Source organism: Pseudomonas sp. AG1028, from assembly GCF_007993955.1.
Taxonomy (GTDB): Bacteria; Pseudomonadota; Gammaproteobacteria; order Pseudomonadales; family Pseudomonadaceae; genus Aquipseudomonas; species Aquipseudomonas straminea.
Window position 1 is genome coordinate 49440 of the sequence record NZ_VIVP01000015.1, and the last position, 16862, is coordinate 66301.

The window sequence follows — 16862 nt, forward strand, 5'->3', positions numbered from 1 at the left end:
CGTCCTCCATGTTTGGTTCAAAAGACGACAACAAGACTCCGGCCCCCGAACAGGGCGCCGAGAAAGCCGAGAAGCGTGGCCTGTTCGGCTGGCTGCGCAAGAAGCCAGCCGAGCCCACTCCCGCCGTTCCGGAGCCCCAGGCCGATGCGCCTGAGGTAGCGGCGCAGAGCCAGCCAGAGCTGTCGCCAAAAGCGCAGCCGGCTGAGGTCCCTCAGGTTTTGCAGAGCGCTACCGTCGATGGCGACCCGGTCAGCCGTGACCCGGTCGAGGCGCCTGCGCTCAGCGAACCGGCCGTCACCGCCGAGCCCGTGGTGGACGACGCCACCCGTCATGGCCCTGAAACCATGCCTGAGCCGGTTGCCGAACAGCCGGCGGCGCAGCCTGAGCATTCGCCTGAGCTGGCCTCCGGCAGCGACGTGCAGCATGCCGTGCCTGCCACGCCAGCCGCGGTGCTGACCACCCCGGCCGAAGTGGTCGCCGAGCCAGTGGTCGAGCAGAACAAACCGTCTGACAACAAGGGTGGCTGGTTCGCCCGCCTACGCCAGGGCCTGTCCAAGACCAGCGCCAGTATCGGCGAAGGCATGGCCAGCCTGTTCCTTGGCAAGAAGACCATCGACGACGACCTGCTCGACGAGATCGAGACCCGTCTGCTCACTGCCGACGTGGGCGTTGAAGCCACCACGGCGATCATCGGCAGCCTGACCCAGAAGGTCGCGCGCAAGCAGCTGACCGACAGCGACGCGCTGTTCAAGGCGCTGCAGGAAGAGCTGGCCGCCATGCTGCGCCCGGTCGAGCAGCCGCTGAAGATCGACAGCGCCAAGCGCCCCTACGTGATTCTGGTGGTCGGCGTGAATGGTGCCGGCAAGACCACCACCATCGGCAAGCTGGCCAAGAAGCTGCAGGGCGAGGGCAAGAAGGTCATGCTCGCCGCTGGCGACACCTTCCGCGCCGCCGCCGTTGAACAGCTGCAGGTGTGGGGTGAGCGCAACAAGATCCCGGTGATCGCCCAGCACACCGGCGCCGATTCGGCCTCGGTGATCTTTGATGCCGTGCAGGCCGCCAAGGCCCGTGGCATGGACGTACTGATCGCCGATACCGCCGGCCGCCTGCACACCAAGGACAACCTGATGGAGGAGCTCAAGAAGGTTCGCCGGGTGATCGGCAAGCTCGACGACAGCGCGCCTCACGAAGTGCTGCTGGTGCTGGATGCCGGCACCGGCCAGAACGCCATCAACCAGGCCAAACAATTCAACCAGACGGTGAACTTGACCGGCCTGGCCCTGACCAAGCTGGATGGTACGGCCAAGGGCGGCGTGATCTTCGCCCTGGCCAAGCAGTTCGGCCTGCCGATTCGCTATATCGGCGTGGGTGAGGGGATCGATGATCTGCGCACCTTCGAGGCCGAACCCTTCGTTCAGGCGCTTTTCCAGCAGCGGGAGCAGTGATGATCCGATTCGAGCAGGTCGGCAAGCGTTACCCCAACGGTCATGTCGGGTTGCATGAGTTGAGTTTCCGCGTGCGGCGCGGCGAGTTCCTGTTCGTCACCGGCCACTCCGGCGCCGGCAAGAGCACCCTGCTGCGCCTGCTACTGGCCATGGAGCGCCCGACCTCGGGCAAGCTGCTGCTGGCCGGGCAGGACCTGGGGCAGATCAGCAACGCGCAGATTCCCTTCCTGCGCCGGCAGATCGGCGTGGTGTTCCAGAACCACCAACTGCTGTTCGACCGTAGCGTGTATGACAACGTGGCCCTGCCGCTGCAGATCCTCGGTCTGTCCAAGAGCGATATCGGCCGCCGCGTCGGTTCGGCGCTGGAACGGGTTTCCCTGAGCGACAAGGCCGAGCTGTACCCCGGGGACCTGTCCACCGGCCAGCAACAGCGCGTCGGCATCGCCCGCGCCATCGTCCATCGTCCGGCCCTGCTGCTGGCCGATGAACCCACCGGTAACCTCGACCCGCGTCTGGCGGCGGAAATCATGGGCGTATTCGAAGACATCAACCGCCTCGGCACTAGCGTGCTGATCGCCAGTCACGACCTGGCGTTGATCGCGCGCATGCGCCACCGCATGCTCACCCTGCAACGTGGCCGCCTGATCGGCGACGGGGAGGCGGGCGAATGAGCGCTTCCCGCATCCCGCCACCGCAGCCGTCCCAACGCGTCGGCGCAGCACCCAAAAACGCCGAGCCTCAGGGCCCGGACAACGAACCGGATTTTCGCACCCTGACCCGCGCCTGGCTGGAAAGCCACCGCGCCAGCCTGGTCGACAGCCTGCGCCGTCTGGGCAAGCAGCCGATCGGCAGCTTCTTCACCTGCCTGGTGATGGCCGTGGCCCTGAGCCTGCCCATGGGCCTTTCGCTGCTGCTGGGTAACGTCGAGCGTCTTGGCGGCACCTGGGAGCGTGCTGCGCAGATCTCGGTGTTTCTCAAGATCGACGCCAGCGATAGCCAGGGCCAGGCCCTGCGCGAAGAGATCGCCGGCATGGACGATGTGGCCGAGGCCGAATGGGTCAGCCGCGAGCAGGCGCTGGACGAGTTCCAGCAGCAGTCCGGCCTTGGTCAGGCGCTCAAGGAGCTGCCGAATAACCCGCTGCCCGGTGCGGTGCTGGTCACGCCCAAGGAAGTCGACAAGGCCACGCTGGAGGCGCTGCGCCAGCGTCTGGCCGATCTGCCTCACGTGGAGCAGGCCCAACTCGATCTGCTGTGGGTCGAGCGCCTGAGCGCGATCCTATCGCTGGGCGATCGCTTCGTGTTCGGCCTGACCGTGCTGTTGGTCATGGCGCTGCTGCTGGTGATCGGCAATACCATTCGCCTGCATATTGAGAACCGCCGCACCGAGATCGAGGTAATTAAGCTGGTCGGCGGTACCGATAGCTATGTGCGCCGCCCGTTCCTTTATATGGGTGCGCTGTATGGGTTGGGCGCAGGTGTGCTGTCCTGGCTGGTGCTGGCCTTTGGGTTGAACTGGTTGAACGATGCCGTGGTGCGCCTGTCGGGATTGTATGGCAGTGATTTCGCCCTGGCCGGCGTACCCGCTGGCGACGGCTTCTCCCTATTGCTGGGAGCGGTGCTGTTGGGGTATATCGGTGCGTGGCTGGCGGTGGCGCGACATCTGAGAGAACTTGCTCCCCGCTAAGGCGCTAGTTTGACGCTTCGCTAACACATTGATTTGGTTGATATTGACTATTGACCGGGGAACCAGGATGGTGGCTTCCGGTCATATTGCGCAGTGCTACACTGCGTACGTTTCGTGAATCGGAGGATTCAAATGTCCACTTCTTTGCAACCTGTTCATGCTCTGGTTCCAGGCGCCAACCTGGAAGCTTACGTGCATGCCGTCAACAGCATCCCGCTGCTGACGCCCGAGCAGGAGCGTGAACTGGCTGGTAATCTCTTCTACAAGCAAGACCTCGAAGCGGCCCGCCAGATGGTTCTTGCCCACCTGCGTTTCGTCGTGCACATCGCGCGCAGTTATTCCGGCTACGGTCTGGCTCAGGCCGATCTGATCCAGGAAGGCAACGTCGGCCTGATGAAGGCGGTCAAGCGTTTCAACCCGGAGATGGGTGTGCGTCTGGTGTCGTTCGCCGTGCATTGGATTCGTGCCGAAATCCACGAGTTCATTCTCAAGAACTGGCGCATCGTCAAGGTCGCGACCACCAAGGCCCAGCGCAAGCTGTTCTTCAACCTGCGCAGCCAGAAGAAGCGTCTGGCTTGGCTGAGCAACGATGAAGTCAACGCCGTGGCCGAAAGCCTGGGTGTCGAAGCCCGCGAAGTGCGCGAGATGGAAAGCCGTCTGACCGGTCAGGACATGGCCTTCGACCCGGCCGCCGATGCTGATGACGACAGCGCGTTCCAGTCGCCCGCTCAGTACCTGGAAGATCATCGCTACGATCCGGCCCGGCAGATGGAAGACGAGGACTGGAGCGATACCTCCAGCGCCAACCTGCACGAAGCCCTCGAGGCGCTCGACGAGCGTAGCCGCGATATTCTGCAGCAGCGCTGGTTGGCCGAAGAGAAGGCCACGCTGCATGAGCTGGCAGCCAAGTACAACGTCTCCGCGGAGCGTATCCGTCAGCTGGAGAAGAATGCGATGAACAAGCTCAAGGGCTCCATCGCCGCCTGATCCGGTCAGCAACACCCAAAACGCCCCGACTTGTTCGGGGCGTTTTTGTTTGGGCGATTCAGATCTACTGCGGACTTTAACTATTGTGAGGATCGTGGGAGTGGGCGGGGGCGCCTAGTTCATGCCCGCGAAAAGGGTTTGCCAGCAGGTGAAGTTCGCGGGCATGTTCCGCACCCACAGACGGCAGAGCGCTGGCTTCTTTAGCTTTTCAAGCTGCTTATTTCGCCCACCAAGCCGGCCGTGGCGCTTGCAGCTGGCTCAGGTAATGGCTGCCGCCCAGCTGACGCATCTGGCGACGAATCCAGTTGGCGCGCTGATTGACGTAGCCGCTCGGGCGGCCGGCATCGAACTGTCGCGGGTTGGGCAGCACTGCGGCGAGCAGGCTCGCCTGTCGGGCCGACAGGTAGGGCGCACCGATATTGAAGTGGTGCCGGGCGGCTGCTTCCGCGCCGAACACGCCGTCTGCCCATTCCGCGCTGTTGAGGTAAACCTCAAGGATGCGCTCCTTGGGCCACAGCAGTTCGATCAGTCCGGTAAACCACACTTCGATGCCCTTGCGCAGCCAGCTGCGGCCGGACCACAGGAACAGGTTCTTGGCTACCTGCTGGCTCAACGTGCTGGCGCCGCGCACCGAGCCGCCCTGTTGGTTGTGCGACAGCGCCGCCTTGATCGCCTCCACATCGAAGCCCCAGTGATAGGCGAATTTCTGGTCTTCGCTGGCGATGACCGCGATCTTCAGGTCATCCGGTAACTGGTCCCAAGAGCGCCAGGTGCGCTGCAGGTCGATAGGCTTGCCGTCGACCCAGGACTCGATCTTGCGCTCGACCATCAGCGCCGTGCCCGGTGGTGGCACCCAGCGCAGGGCGAGCACCAGCAGGAAGGAGCCGGCGATGAACCAGAGCAGCGACTTCAGCAGGAGGCGGCGAAGGGATCGGAGCATGGGCAGGGAGCCGGGCTTGATTGGCCGCTTAGTATAAGGTGCCTGGCGCCGTTGCGGGCAATGCAGCGGCCCGCTGCGGCAATTGGGGAGGCGCGCCGAGGCGTGTGGCGGCGTAAACTGCGTCTTTGTATTGGCAATCGGTGAGAGCGCTATGGTTCGCTTGTGGTTGTTGCTGTCGGCTTTCTCCGGCTTTTCCGGGGTCGCGTTGGGCGCGTTCGCGGCCCATGGTTTGAAGAGCAGGTTGAGCGCCGAGTACCTGGCCGTGTTTCAGACCGGCACCCATTACCAGCTGATCCACGCATTGGCCCTGCTGGGCGTGGCCATTCTGGCGCTGGTCGCGCCGGGGCGTCTGGTCAACCTGACCGGTGCCTGCTTCGCCATCGGCATCCTGCTGTTTTCGGGTAGCCTGTACGCGCTGACCCTCAGCGGCATCGCCAAGCTGGGCATCATCACGCCGTTCGGCGGCTTGGCCTTTCTGGCCGGCTGGGCCTGCCTGGGGCTGCTTGCCTGGCGTATGGCCTGAGACCAATGGCGGGCCTGCGCCTTGGTCATCGCCGGGGATCGGGCTAGAATGCCGAGCTTTTCTCCTGTCATGACGGGTCGCCATGCATATCCAGTTGAACGGTGAAACCCTCGAGCTGCCCGAGGGCGCCAGCGTTGCCGATCTGATCGAACGTCTGGAACTGACCGGGCGCCGTGTGGCGGTCGAACTTAACCTCGATATCGTCCCGCGCAGCCAGTACGCCAGCACAGCGCTGGCCGACGGCGACCGCCTCGAAGTGGTCCATGCAATCGGCGGCGGTTGAACTCGGCGCCGCGCCCTTCCAACTTTCTGCAGAGGAATCACCATGAGCCACGCAGTCAACGACAAGCCTTTTACCCTGGCTGGCCGCACCTATCAGTCGCGCCTGCTGGTCGGCACCGGTAAATACAAGGATCTCGACGAGACCCGCGACGCCATCGAGGCCTCGGGCGCGGAGATCGTGACCGTGGCGGTGCGCCGTACCAACATCGGTCAGAACCCGGGCGAGCCGAATCTGCTCGATGTGATTTCGCCGGATCGCTACACCATCCTGCCGAACACCGCTGGCTGCTACGACGCCGTCGAGGCCGTGCGTACCTGCCGCCTGGCCCGTGAGCTGCTCGACGGCCACAAGCTGGTCAAGCTGGAAGTGCTGGCCGACCAGAAGACCCTGTTTCCCAACGTGATCGAAACCCTCAAGGCCGCCGAAGTGCTGGTCAAGGAAGGCTTCGACGTGATGGTGTACACCAGCGACGACCCGATCATCGCCCGCCAGCTGGCCGAGATGGGCTGCATCGCGGTGATGCCATTGGCCGGCCTGATCGGCACCGGGCTGGGTATCTGCAACCCCTACAATCTGCGCATCATCCTCGAAGAAGCCACCGTGCCGGTGCTGGTGGATGCCGGTGTGGGCACCGCGTCGGATGCCACCATCGCCATGGAGCTGGGTTGCGAGGCGGTGCTGATGAACAGCGCCATTGCCCATGCCCAGCACCCGGTGCTGATGGCCCAGGCCATGAAGTACGCCATCGAGGCCGGTCGCCTGGCCTACCTGGCCGGGCGGATGCCGAAGAAACTTTATGCCAGCGCGTCCTCCCCATTGGAGGGGCTGATCCGCTGAGTCGCCTTTGCATAGGCGCCTGACGGGGACATGGGTCCCCGTTTCTCATTCCACCTAGTGTCCCGAGTACCCCATGAGCGATATCGAGCAAACCCCAGCCGAAGAAAACCCGCGGCACATGCGCGCCATCAAGAGTTTCGTGATGCGTGCCGGCCGCATGACCGAAGGGCAGCAACGCGGCTTCGACCTGGGCTTGCCGAAATTCGGCCTGGAGTTGAGCGATGGCATGCAGGATTTCGATGCGGTATTCGGGCGCAAGGCGCCGCGCACTTTCGAAATCGGCTTCGGCATGGGCCACTCCACGCTGGAAATGGCCGCCGCGGCGCCCGAGCAGGATTTCATCGGTGTTGAAGTGCACCGGCCGGGCGTCGGTGCATTGCTCAACGGGGTAATGACCCAGAACCTGACCAACCTGCGCGTTTACAGCTGCGATGCCATGGAAGTGCTACGTCAATGTGTGCCCGATGCCAGCCTGGATCGCGTGCTGCTGTTCTTCCCGGATCCGTGGCACAAGGCGCGTCATAACAAGCGGCGCATTGTGCAGCCGGCGTTCGCCGAGCTGGTGCGCCAGAAGCTCAAGGTCGGCGGCGTGCTGCACATGGCTACCGACTGGGAGCCCTACGCCGAATACATGCTGGAAGTGATGAACGTGGCGCCGGGCTATCGCAACCTCGCCGCCGATGGTCGCTGCGTGGAGCGCCCGGCCGAGCGCCCGGTGACCAAGTTCGAGCGGCGTGGCGAGCGCCTCGGACACGGCGTCTGGGATCTGAAGTTCGAGCGCATCGACTGAACCGATGACTCGCCTGTCGAAACGCCAGGCCCGCCGCGCCGCCCATGCGCGCAACCGTGCGCAGTGGCAGATGCCTCAGCCCAGCAGGCGTGCGGCCTGGGCCGCGCGCCTGTTGTTGCCATTGACCGCAATGGTCATGTTCATCAGCGCCGCGGCGATTCTCTTCACGGTCGGGCAGGCGCTTTACAGCGGTGTGGCCATTTCGCTGTCGCGCATCGGCCCCTCGACCCTTTATCCGCTGGCCAGCGATCCACTGGGCTACTGGCTCACCCTGTTGTGGCACGGCGTCGTCGCGCTGTTTTTCGCGGGGCTCGGCGGGTTCAGTTGGTGGATCTCGCGCCAGCGTTGATCAGGCAGTAACACCACGCAATTGCTGCAGCAGGCGTGCGCCGAACACGTTGATCAGCAGGCCGAGCATGACGATGGCGGCGCCGACCCATTGCACGGCGCTCAACGCCTCGCCGAGAAACAGCCAGGCCGAGCTGAGGCCGACCACGGGGACGAGTAGCGAGAACGGCGCCACCTGGCTGGCCGGGTAGCGCGACAGCAGGCGGCTCCACAGGCCGTAGCCGAGCAGGGTGGCGACAAAGGCCAGGTAGGCGATAGCCAGTATCGAATTCAAGGAAATGCTGCGCAGCGCCGTCTCGATCTGCGCCGGGCCTTCGAGCAGCAGCGACAGGGCCAGGAACGGCAGCGGCGGAATCAGGCTGCCCCAGACCACCAGGCTGACCAGATTGACCTTGCCGATGCGCTTGGTGACCACGTTGCCCAGCCCCCACATCGCCGCTGCGCAGAGCGTCAGCACGAAGCCGGCCAGGGTGAAGGCGCGCCCGCTCTCGCTGCCGATCAGCAGCAGGCCCGCTGCTGCCACCACCAGGCCGATCAGGCTACTGCGCTTTACCGACTCACCGATGAACAACGCGGCGAAGCCCAGGGTAAAGAATGCCTGGGCCTGCAGCACCAGCGATGCCAGGCCGGCGGGCATGCCGGCATACATGGCCGAGAACAGAAAGGCGAACTGCCCCAGGGAAATGGTCAGGCCGTAGGCCAGCAGCCAGCGCAGCGGCATGTCCGGGCGGCGGATGAAGAGGATCGCCGGAAAGGCGGCGAGCATGAAGCGCAGGGCGCCGAGCAGCATCGGCGGCACGCCGTCCAGGCCGACTTTGATGACCACGAAGTTCACACCCCAGGCGACGATCACCACGGCGGCCAGCAGAATGTCCTTGGGTGTCATGGGCGCGGCCTCGTGTGGTGGTATGCGGAGGCGCAGGCTAGCGCGGATGGGCGAGTCTGAAACGCCACAGTTAGCGGTCTTTTTCCCCATACAGAAATGAAAACGCCCCGAGCAGGTCGGGGCGTTTCAGTATCGACGATGCAGTCAGACGGTCAGCGTCCAGTCGTAGTCGACGATCAGCGGCGCGTGCTGCGAGAAGCGCGGCTGGCGGGGCAGGCGGGCACTGCGCACGCTGCGGCGCATGCCCGGCGTGAGCAGCTGGTAGTCGAAGCGATAGCCCAGGTTGAGCATCTCCGCCTGCTCGTTGTCCGGCCACCAGCTGAACTGATCGGCCTCGCGATTGACCTCGCGTACGGCATCGACGTAACCCATGGTGCCAGTCACTTCGTCCATCCAGGCGCGCTCGGGCGCCATGAAACCGGGCGATTGCTGGCAGTCGCGCCAGTTCTTTACATCCAGCTTCTGATGAGCGACGTACAGCGAACCGCAATAGATGTAGTCGCGACGCTTGCGGCGTTGCTTGTCCAGGTACTTGGAGAAATCGTCCATGAACTTGAATTTCTGATTCAAGCTCTCATCGCCGCCCATGCCAGATGGCAGTAGCAGCGAAGCGATACTCACTTTATCGAAATCGGCCTGCAGGTAGCGCCCGTAGCGATCGGCCGTTTCAAAACCGAGCCCGCTGATCACCGCCTTGGGTTGCAACCGCGAATACAGTGCCACGCCACCCTGGCTTGGTACTTCTGCATCGCAGGCATAGAGGAAATAGCCATCCAGCTGGAGGGCTTGGTCGTCCATTTCAAAGGCGGAGGCACGGGTATCTTGCAGGCAGATCACGTCGGCATTCTGTGCTTGCAGCCAACTGAGCAAACCGCGCTCGACTGCAGCATGAATACCATTCACGTTCACACTGATGATCCGCATAAATGGCCCCCAAAAACACGTGCGTGTATGATACCTGAGCTAGACGCCGTTTAGTAATTCAAAGCCACATCCTGTGCCGCCTCAAGGTCATTCATGCAAACGTATCAGCGCGATTTCATTCGATTTGCCATCGAGCGGGGCGTTCTGCGCTTCGGTCAGTTCACCCTCAAGTCCGGTCGCGTCAGTCCGTATTTCTTCAATGCCGGGTTATTCGACAGTGGCCTCGCGCTGGCCAAGCTGGGGCGTTTCTACGCGGCAGCGGTGGTAGACAGCGGCATTTCCTTCGACGTGCTGTTCGGGCCGGCCTACAAGGGTATTCCGCTGGCGGCGAGTACAGGCGTGGCACTGGCCGAGCACCACGATGTAGATACGCCCTGGTGCTTCAACCGCAAGGAAGCCAAGGACCACGGCGAGGGCGGCACCCTGGTTGGTGCGCCGCTTAATGGCCGGGTGCTGATCATCGATGACGTGATCACCGCCGGCACTGCGATCCGCGAAGTGATGCAGATCATCCAGGCTCAGGGCGCCCAGGCAGCCGGCGTACTGATCGCTTTGGACCGCCAGGAGCGCGGCCGCGGTGAGCTGTCGGCGATCCAGGAAGTCGAGCGCGACTTCGGCATTCCGGTGGTCAGCATCGTTTCTCTGCAGCAGGTGCTGGAATATCTGGCCGATGATGCTGAACTGAAACAACACCTGCCCGCCGTTGAAGCCTACCGCGCCGAATTCGGCATCTGACCCCGGCTCGCCAAGAGAACGTGCCCATGTCCACCTCGCCCTTGCTGCGCAGTACCCTCTGGCTTGGCCTGCTGCTGCCGTTATGGGCGAATGCGGCAGAGATGTATCGCTATACCAATGCCCAGGGCATTACGGTGATCGACCGCCAGGGCGTACCCAGCGAGTTCATTGCCAAGGGCTATGAGGTGCTCAACGAGCAGGGGCGGGTGATCCGCGTGGTGCCGCCGGCGCCCACCGCGGAAGAAATGCAGAAGATTCTCGCCGATCGCGAACGGGCCAAATCTGATGCCCAGTTGCTGCGTCTGTACAGCAGCCTTGAGGATGTCGACCGTGCCCAGGCGCGCAAGCTGGCCGAACTCGACGGCCTGATCGGCGTGGCCAAGGGTAATCTGCAATCGGTGCGTCAGCAGCAGGCCAACCTGCAGAAGCAGGCGGCGGATCAGGAGCGGGCAGGGCGTGAAGTACCCAAGCAGCTGCTCGATCAGATCAGTAGTCAGCGAGACGAGCAGGTACGGCTTAAAAAGGATATCGAACGCTATCAGGCGGCGCGCGCCCAGGCGCAGAGCGCCTTCACCGCTGACCGAACGCGAGTCAGCGAGCTACTCGGCCAGGGTAACTAGCCGCGCGCCTGGCGCGGCCTTCGCTTAGCGGCGCGGTACTGCGCGGGTGCGACCGCTAGCGTCGATAGCGACGAACACGAACACCGCTTCGGTGACCTTGCGCCACTCGCTGGACAGCGGGTCGTCACTCCATACCTCCACCAGCATCTGGATCGAGCTGCGGCCGACTTCCAGCGCCTGGGTGTAGAACGACAATTGCGCGCCGACCGGCACCGGCACCAGGAAGGCCATGCGATCGATCGCCACGGTCGCCACACGGCCGGCCGCTACCTTGCTGGCCATGGCGGTGCCCGCCAAGTCCATCTGCGAAACCAGCCAGCCACCGTAAATGTCGCCGAAGCCATTGGTTTCGCGCGGCAGTGCAGTGATCTGCAATGCCAGGTCGCCTTGCGGTATCGGGTCTTCTTGTTCGAAGTCTTTCATCTGTTCACGGCTCGCGGCGCAGTGGTGGGCCCTGCGGGGCAGGGACGCAAAGTATACCGGCTGGGTGTCTACACCGCGACCTTAGCGCGTTGCAGGCATTGGCGCACAGTCCTCTGCCGAACTCTGCGTACCTGTTTGCGCCGTCATCCAACTGTCACATTGATTACATAGAGTGGTCACATTGGCTGATGATACTGAGCCCCGTCCCAACCAACACGACCCTGATCGTGAGAAAGCGGTAAGCCGGGCGCTACGACCACGGCAGCCAGCCTCTCGATGATTACCACTCTGCTAGGAGCAAGGCATGAAACTGAAGCGTTTGATGGCGGCCATGACGTTTGTCGCTGCTGGCGTCGCTACCGCCAACGCGGTTGCCGCTGTCGATCCGGCTATTCCGGCCTACGAGAAGACCTCGGGTGTATCGGGCAACCTGTCCAGCGTCGGTTCCGACTCCCTGGCCAACCTGATGACCCTGTGGGCTGAGAGCTACAAGCAGTCCTACCCGAATGTGAACATCCAGATTCAGGCTGCCGGCTCCTCCACCGCGCCACCCGCGTTGACCGAAGGCACCGCCAACCTCGGCCCGATGTCGCGCGCCATGAAGGACAGCGAAATCCAGGCCTTCGAGCAGAAGTACGGCTACAAGCCGACCGCCGTTCCGGTGGCCATCGACGCCCTGGCGGTGTTCGTGCATAAGGACAACCCGATCAAGCAGCTGACCATGCAGCAGGTCGACGCGATCTTCTCCAGCACCCGTCTGTGCGGTGAAGCCAAGGATCTGAAGACCTGGGGCGATATCGGCCTGACCGGCGAGTGGGCTAGCAAGCCGGTGCAGCTGTTCGGTCGTAACTCGGTATCCGGCACTTACGGCTACTTCAAGGAAGAAGCCCTGTGCAAAGGCGACTTCAAGCCCAACGTGAATGAGCAGCCGGGTTCGGCTTCCGTGGTGCAGTCGATCTCCAGCACCGTCAACGCCATCGGTTACTCGGGCATCGGCTACCGCACCGCCAGCGTGCGCGCCGTTCCCCTGGTCAACAAGAAGGGTGAAGTCGAAGAAGCCAACGAAACCAACGCACTGTCGGGCAAGTACCCGCTGGCTCGCTTCTTCTACATTTACGTGAACAAGGCGCCGAACAAGCCGCTGAGCCCGCTGGACGCCGAGTTCCTCAAGATGATCCTGTCCAAGCAGGGCCAGGACGTGGTGGTCAAGGACGGCTACATTCCGCTGCCGCTCAAGGTCATCGAGAAGACCCGCAAGGAACTGGGTCTGTAAACCGACCGCAGTAAGTCTTGCTGAAGCCCGCCTCTTATCGAGAGGCGGGCTTTGCTGCGTCACCGCACTGTAACTTTTCTGTCATACAGTCGCGTTAGATTGGCCACGCTCGCGATATAGACGAAAAATACGGCGCGCTCATGGCCGCGCAGAGATGCTCTCTCCTATGAATGACTTGCCAAGTGACCCCATGACCGCCTCCTCCAATTCCCTCGGGCTGGACTTCAACACCCCGGCCCTGCAGCGCAAGCGCCGTATACGCGCGTTCAAGGATCGCCTGGCACGCTGGTGCGTATCCATCGGCGGCCTGGCCGTGCTTGGCGCCATCACCCTGATCTTCTTCTACCTTGCCTATGTCGTGCTGCCGATGTTCCAGGGCGCCGACCTGGAAAAGCGCGACGCCATCCAGCCCACCTGGCTGGCCGATGCCGGCAAGCCGCTTTTGATGACCCTCGAGGAGCAGAACCAGGTCGGCATGCGTCTGGCCCGCAACGGCAAGATCCAGTTCTTCGATGCCAAGACCATGCAGGCGCTGACCAGCATCGATCTGCCGCTGCCGGCCGGCAGCGAAGTGGTCTCGGTCGGTGAAGACCAGCCGGGCAGCCACCGTATCGCCCTGGGCCTGTCCAACGGCCAGGCGCTGGTGTTCGAACACACCTATCGCATCACCTACCCGAACGACGTGAAGACCATTACCCCGGCGATCGTCTACCCGTTCGGTGAAACCCCGCTGAACCTCGATCCGCAAGGCCGGCCGCTGGAGCACATGGGCATCAGTGTCAACAGCGGCACGCTGCTGATCGCCGGCTCCGTGGGCAGTGAGCTGCAGGTGCTGAGCCTGAGCCGCGAAGAGAACATGATGACCGGCGAAGTGGAGGTCAGCGAGGAGCGCCTGGCGCTGCCGCAGATCGCCGAGCCGATCAAGGAGTTGATCATCGAGCCGCGCCAGCAGTGGCTGTTCGTGATCAACGGCCGCGCCACCGCCGACGTTTTCGACCTGCGCGCCAAGGCCCTCAACGGCCGCTACAAGCTGCTCAACGATGGTGCCCGGGAAATCACCCACGCCGCCTCGCTGCTGGGCGGCATCTCGCTGCTCACCGGTGACAGTAGCGGCGGCATCGCCCAGTGGTTCATGGTCCGCGACGAGGATGGCAAGTCCTCGCTCAAGCAGGTGCGTGAATTCAAGCTGGCCGACAGCCCGATCAGCCAGATCCTCTCCGAAGAGCGCCGCAAGGGTTTCATCGCTCTGGACGCCAAGGGCAACCTGGGCATCTTCCACAGCACCGCGCATCGCACCCTGCTGGTCGAGCCGGTGGCTAACGGCTTCACCATCGCCGCGCTGTCGCCGCGCGCCAACCGCGCGCTGGTCGAGGCTGACGGCAAGATCGAACGCCTGCTGATCGACAACCCGCACCCGGAAATTTCCTGGAGCTCGCTGTGGGGCAAGGTCTGGTACGAGAACTACGACAAGCCGGCCTACGTCTGGCAGTCGACCTCCGCCAGCACCGACGCCGAACCCAAGCTGAGCCTGGCGCCGTTGGCCTTCGGTACGCTCAAGGCTGCCTTCTACGCCATGCTGCTGGCCGCCCCGCTGGCTATTGCCGCGGCGATCTACACCGCCTACTTCATGGCTCCGGCCATGCGCGGCAAGGTCAAGCCGGTGATCGAACTGATGGAAGCGCTGCCCACGGTGATCCTCGGCTTCTTCGCCGGCCTGTTCCTGGCGCCCTATGTAGAGGGGCATCTACCTGGCATCTTCAGCCTGCTGATTTTCACGCCAATCGGCATCCTGTTGGCGGGTTTCATCTGGAGCCGCCTGCCTGAGTCCATCCGCCTGCGCGTGCCGGACGGCTGGGAAGCGGCGCTGCTGATCCCGGTGATCCTGCTGGTCGGCATCGTCTCGCTGAGCATGAGCGGCCATCTGGAAAACTGGCTGTTCGACGGCAACATGCGCGGCTGGCTGACCAACGATCTGGGCATTCCGTTCGACCAGCGCAACGCCCTGGTGGTCGGCCTGGCCATGGGCTTCGCGGTGATCCCGAACATCTACTCGATCGCCGAAGACGCCGTGTTCAGCGTGCCCAAGAGCCTGACCTTCGGCTCCCTGGCGCTCGGTGCCACGCCGTGGCAGACCCTGACTCGCGTGGTGATCCTGACCGCCAGTCCGGGCATCTTCTCGGCGGTGATGATCGGCATGGGGCGCGCTGTCGGCGAGACCATGATCGTGCTGATGGCCACCGGCAACACGCCGATCATGGACATGAACATCTTCGAAGGCCTGCGCACCCTGGCCGCCAACGTGGCGGTGGAAATGCCCGAGTCGGAAGTCGGCGGTACCCATTACCGGGTGCTGTTCCTTTCTGCGCTGGTGCTGCTGTCATTCACCTTCGTCATGAACACCTTGGCCGAGCTGGTGCGTCAGCGCCTGCGCGTCAAGTACGCTTCGCTCTGAGGACTGCAAGACCATGTCCGTGAAACAGCACAACCTGAAATCCTGGTTCAAGAGCGGCTCGCCGTGGATCTGGATGAACGCCGGTGCGGTGTCCATCGCCATCATCATGACCGTGGGCCTGCTGGCGGTTATCGCCGTGCGCGGCCTGGGCCACTTCTGGCCGGCCGATATCATCGAAGCCAGCTACCAGATCCCTGGTGAGCAGGCCAAGCAGATGGCCGGCGAAGTGGTGCAGAAGGAAGAGATTCCACGCGCCCGTCTGGCGGCGGCCGGCCTGCCGGTGAATGCCGAGGGCGGTGAATTCATGACCCGCGAACTGCTCAAGGTCGGCAACCGTGATCTGTACGGTGCGGACTTCTCCTGGGTGGTCGGCGAATGGCTCGGTGAGCAGCGTCGTCCCGCCGGCCTGACCGCCTTCGAGCGCCGCGAGTGGGGCAACTTCTATGGCTACCTAGTCAACGTCAAGGAAGAGGGCCGTCTGGTCGCCGAGGGCGATGCCGCCTGGGGCGAGTTGCAGAAGCGTCTGCAACGCGTCGGTGAGCTGCACAGCGAGATCGTCAAGCTGGAGAAGCGCGACATCGGCCGCATCAACGCAGGCCTCGAGCGCGTAAGGCTGCAGACCCGCAAGCTGGAGCTCGATAACGCGCTGACCGAGGCTGCCCAGGCAGATCTGGCCGCCGAGCGTTCCCGTTGGGACGCTGAATACAAGCAGCTGGAGGCCGAACTCAACGCCCGCTACCAGCAGTTCAACCGCGACAGCATGACCGTGCGCTCGGCCGATGGCCGCGAGCAGGAGATCAGCCTCGGCAAGGTGGTGCGCGCCTACCGCCCGAACGCCATGTCGACCCTGGAAAAGATCGGCTTCTACGGCAGCAAGCTGTGGGAGTTCGTCAGCGATGACCCACGTGAGGCGAACACCGAAGGCGGCATCTTTCCGGCGATCTTCGGCACCATCATGATGACCCTGATCATGGCGGTGATCGTCACCCCGTTCGGGGTGATCGCCGCCATCTACCTGCGTGAGTACGCCAAGCAGGGACCACTGACCCGGGTGATCCGCATCGCGGTGAACAACCTGGCCGGCGTTCCGGCCATCGTCTACGGCGTGTTCGGTCTGGGCTTCTTCGTCTATGTGCTGGGCGGCTCGATCGACCGGCTGTTCTTCCCGGAAGCCGCGCCGGCGCCGACCTTCGGCACGCCGGGCCTACTGTGGGCGTCGCTGACCCTGGCGCTGCTCGCCGTGCCGGTGGTGATCGTCGCAACCGAGGAAGGCTTGGCGCGCATTCCCCGCTCGCTGCGTGAGGGCTCGCTGGCCCTCGGTGCCACCAAGGTGGAAACCCTGTGGCGCGTGGTGCTGCCAATGGCCAGCCCGGCGATGATGACCGGCCTGATTCTCGCCGTGGCCCGCGCCGCCGGTGAAGTGGCGCCGCTGATGTTGGTCGGCGTGGTCAAGCTGGCGCCGAGCCTGCCGGTGGATGGCAACTATCCTTATCTGCACCTGGATCAAAAGATCATGCACCTGGGCTTCCACATCTACGACGTTGGCTTCCAGAGCCCCAACGTCGAGGCCGCCCGCCCGCTGGTTTACGCCACCGCGCTGTTGCTGGTCATGGTCATCGCGATTCTCAACCTGACGGCCGTCTACCTGCGCAACCGCCTGCGCGAGAAGTACAAGGCCCTGGATCATTAAGGTGGCTGTAGGCCGCAGTGCG

Annotated in this window: 18 protein-coding genes; 14 read left to right on the plus strand and 4 right to left on the minus strand. The window is 63.6% G+C overall.

The window, feature by feature from the left end; genetic code table 11:
* Positions 1–8: 8 nt before the first annotated feature.
* From ftsY to rpoH, 4 genes are all read left to right on the plus strand, one after another.
* A complete protein-coding gene (ftsY, locus tag FB481_RS22140; protein WP_147177871.1) occupies positions 9–1445 on the plus strand; it encodes a signal recognition particle-docking protein FtsY in 1437 nt (478 codons plus the stop codon).
* Positions 1445–2116: a cell division ATP-binding protein FtsE gene (ftsE, locus tag FB481_RS22145; protein ID WP_093506717.1), complete on the plus strand. Its 672-nt coding sequence runs from the start codon at positions 1445–1447 to the stop codon at positions 2114–2116. The genes ftsY and ftsE overlap by 1 nt, the downstream gene beginning before the upstream one ends.
* Positions 2113–3129: a permease-like cell division protein FtsX gene (ftsX, locus tag FB481_RS22150; RefSeq protein ID WP_147177873.1), complete on the plus strand. Its 1017-nt coding sequence runs from the start codon at positions 2113–2115 to the stop codon at positions 3127–3129. The genes ftsE and ftsX overlap by 4 nt, the downstream gene beginning before the upstream one ends.
* Before the next feature lie 132 nt (positions 3130–3261).
* Complete coding sequence (rpoH, locus tag FB481_RS22155) at positions 3262–4116, plus strand: RNA polymerase sigma factor RpoH (protein ID WP_093506721.1); 855 nt, start codon at positions 3262–3264, stop codon at positions 4114–4116.
* Positions 4117–4333: 217 nt separating this feature from the next.
* On the opposite strand, the gene mtgA is transcribed toward rpoH, so the two are convergent.
* Entirely contained in the window at positions 4334–5056 is a 723-nt protein-coding gene (gene mtgA, locus FB481_RS22160; protein ID WP_147177875.1) for a monofunctional biosynthetic peptidoglycan transglycosylase, read from the minus strand.
* 151 nt (positions 5057–5207) lie between these two features.
* Here mtgA and FB481_RS22165 point away from each other — a divergent pair, with 151 nt between their 5' ends.
* The 5 genes from FB481_RS22165 to FB481_RS22185 all read left to right on the plus strand — a co-directional run bounded on the left by FB481_RS22165 (position 5208) and on the right by FB481_RS22185 (position 7838).
* A complete protein-coding gene (locus FB481_RS22165; RefSeq protein ID WP_147177876.1) occupies positions 5208–5579 on the plus strand; it encodes a DUF423 domain-containing protein in 372 nt (123 codons plus the stop codon).
* A gap of 82 nt (positions 5580–5661) precedes the next feature.
* Positions 5662–5862: a sulfur carrier protein ThiS gene (gene thiS / locus FB481_RS22170; RefSeq protein WP_093506726.1), complete on the plus strand. Its 201-nt coding sequence runs from the start codon at positions 5662–5664 to the stop codon at positions 5860–5862.
* A 42-nt stretch (positions 5863–5904) separates the two neighbouring features.
* Positions 5905–6699: a thiazole synthase gene (locus FB481_RS22175; protein ID WP_013789313.1), complete on the plus strand. Its 795-nt coding sequence runs from the start codon at positions 5905–5907 to the stop codon at positions 6697–6699.
* Positions 6700–6817: 118 nt separating this feature from the next.
* On the plus strand, positions 6818–7489 hold the full coding sequence (gene trmB / locus FB481_RS22180) for a tRNA (guanosine(46)-N7)-methyltransferase TrmB (protein ID WP_218185857.1): 672 nt from the start codon (positions 6818–6820) through the stop codon (positions 7487–7489).
* Between the two features lie 4 nt (positions 7490–7493).
* Positions 7494–7838 carry a hypothetical protein gene (locus tag FB481_RS22185; RefSeq protein WP_093506730.1) on the plus strand — a complete coding sequence of 115 codons (345 nt, stop codon included), beginning with the start codon at positions 7494–7496 and terminating at the stop codon, positions 7836–7838.
* Here the strand turns inward: FB481_RS22185 and FB481_RS22190 are convergent, their stop codons facing one another.
* Together FB481_RS22190 and FB481_RS22195 are read right to left on the minus strand one after the other, a co-directional pair.
* Positions 7839–8723: an EamA family transporter gene (locus FB481_RS22190; RefSeq protein WP_147177879.1), complete on the minus strand. Its 885-nt coding sequence runs from the start codon at positions 8721–8723 to the stop codon at positions 7839–7841.
* 144 nt (positions 8724–8867) lie between these two features.
* Entirely contained in the window at positions 8868–9647 is a 780-nt protein-coding gene (locus FB481_RS22195) for an exodeoxyribonuclease III (RefSeq protein ID WP_093506734.1), read from the minus strand.
* Between the two features lie 93 nt (positions 9648–9740).
* Here FB481_RS22195 and pyrE point away from each other — a divergent pair, with 93 nt between their 5' ends.
* Positions 9741–10382 (plus strand): orotate phosphoribosyltransferase, encoded by a 642-nt coding sequence (pyrE, locus tag FB481_RS22200; RefSeq protein WP_013789318.1) that lies wholly within the window; start codon positions 9741–9743, stop codon positions 10380–10382.
* A gap of 26 nt (positions 10383–10408) precedes the next feature.
* Positions 10409–11002 (plus strand): DUF4124 domain-containing protein, encoded by a 594-nt coding sequence (locus tag FB481_RS22205; protein WP_147177880.1) that lies wholly within the window; start codon positions 10409–10411, stop codon positions 11000–11002.
* A gap of 24 nt (positions 11003–11026) precedes the next feature.
* On the opposite strand, the gene FB481_RS22210 is transcribed toward FB481_RS22205, so the two are convergent.
* Positions 11027–11425 carry an acyl-CoA thioesterase gene (locus tag FB481_RS22210; RefSeq protein ID WP_027903190.1) on the minus strand — a complete coding sequence of 133 codons (399 nt, stop codon included), beginning with the start codon at positions 11423–11425 and terminating at the stop codon, positions 11027–11029.
* A gap of 304 nt (positions 11426–11729) precedes the next feature.
* On the opposite strand from FB481_RS22210, the gene FB481_RS22215 reads away from it, so the two are divergent.
* The 3 genes from FB481_RS22215 to pstA all read left to right on the plus strand — a co-directional run bounded on the left by FB481_RS22215 (position 11730) and on the right by pstA (position 16840).
* Positions 11730–12698, plus strand: a complete 969-nt coding sequence (locus tag FB481_RS22215) for a PstS family phosphate ABC transporter substrate-binding protein (protein ID WP_093506738.1) — start codon at positions 11730–11732, stop codon at positions 12696–12698.
* 166 nt (positions 12699–12864) lie between these two features.
* Complete coding sequence (locus FB481_RS22220) at positions 12865–15150, plus strand: ABC transporter permease subunit (protein WP_147177882.1); 2286 nt, start codon at positions 12865–12867, stop codon at positions 15148–15150.
* Positions 15151–15163: 13 nt separating this feature from the next.
* Positions 15164–16840 (plus strand): phosphate ABC transporter permease PstA, encoded by a 1677-nt coding sequence (pstA, locus tag FB481_RS22225; RefSeq protein ID WP_178109921.1) that lies wholly within the window; start codon positions 15164–15166, stop codon positions 16838–16840.
* Positions 16841–16862: the final 22 nt, after the last annotated feature.

Bases quoted from the DNA above. Each gene is read 5' to 3' on its own strand.
- FB481_RS22210 (WP_027903190.1), bottom strand. From the start codon at position 11,425: ATGAAAGACTTCGAACAAGAAGACCCGATACCGCAAGGCGACCTGGCA.
- FB481_RS22185 (WP_093506730.1), top strand. From the start codon at position 7,494: ATGACTCGCCTGTCGAAACGCCAGGCCCGCCGCGCCGCCCATGCGCGC.
- FB481_RS22175 (WP_013789313.1), top strand. From the start codon at position 5,905: ATGAGCCACGCAGTCAACGACAAGCCTTTTACCCTGGCTGGCCGCACC.
- trmB (WP_218185857.1), top strand. From the start codon at position 6,818: ATGCGCGCCATCAAGAGTTTCGTGATGCGTGCCGGCCGCATGACCGAA.
- pyrE (WP_013789318.1), top strand. From the start codon at position 9,741: ATGCAAACGTATCAGCGCGATTTCATTCGATTTGCCATCGAGCGGGGC.
- FB481_RS22195 (WP_093506734.1), bottom strand. From the start codon at position 9,647: ATGCGGATCATCAGTGTGAACGTGAATGGTATTCATGCTGCAGTCGAG.
- FB481_RS22165 (WP_147177876.1), top strand. From the start codon at position 5,208: ATGGTTCGCTTGTGGTTGTTGCTGTCGGCTTTCTCCGGCTTTTCCGGG.
- rpoH (WP_093506721.1), top strand. From the start codon at position 3,262: ATGTCCACTTCTTTGCAACCTGTTCATGCTCTGGTTCCAGGCGCCAAC.
- ftsE (WP_093506717.1), top strand. From the start codon at position 1,445: ATGATCCGATTCGAGCAGGTCGGCAAGCGTTACCCCAACGGTCATGTC.
- thiS (WP_093506726.1), top strand. From the start codon at position 5,662: ATGCATATCCAGTTGAACGGTGAAACCCTCGAGCTGCCCGAGGGCGCC.
- FB481_RS22190 (WP_147177879.1), bottom strand. From the start codon at position 8,723: ATGACACCCAAGGACATTCTGCTGGCCGCCGTGGTGATCGTCGCCTGG.
- FB481_RS22220 (WP_147177882.1), top strand. From the start codon at position 12,865: ATGAATGACTTGCCAAGTGACCCCATGACCGCCTCCTCCAATTCCCTC.
- ftsY (WP_147177871.1), top strand. From the start codon at position 9: ATGTTTGGTTCAAAAGACGACAACAAGACTCCGGCCCCCGAACAGGGC.
- mtgA (WP_147177875.1), bottom strand. From the start codon at position 5,056: ATGCTCCGATCCCTTCGCCGCCTCCTGCTGAAGTCGCTGCTCTGGTTC.
- pstA (WP_178109921.1), top strand. From the start codon at position 15,164: ATGTCCGTGAAACAGCACAACCTGAAATCCTGGTTCAAGAGCGGCTCG.
- ftsX (WP_147177873.1), top strand. From the start codon at position 2,113: ATGAGCGCTTCCCGCATCCCGCCACCGCAGCCGTCCCAACGCGTCGGC.
- FB481_RS22205 (WP_147177880.1), top strand. From the start codon at position 10,409: ATGTCCACCTCGCCCTTGCTGCGCAGTACCCTCTGGCTTGGCCTGCTG.
- FB481_RS22215 (WP_093506738.1), top strand. From the start codon at position 11,730: ATGAAACTGAAGCGTTTGATGGCGGCCATGACGTTTGTCGCTGCTGGC.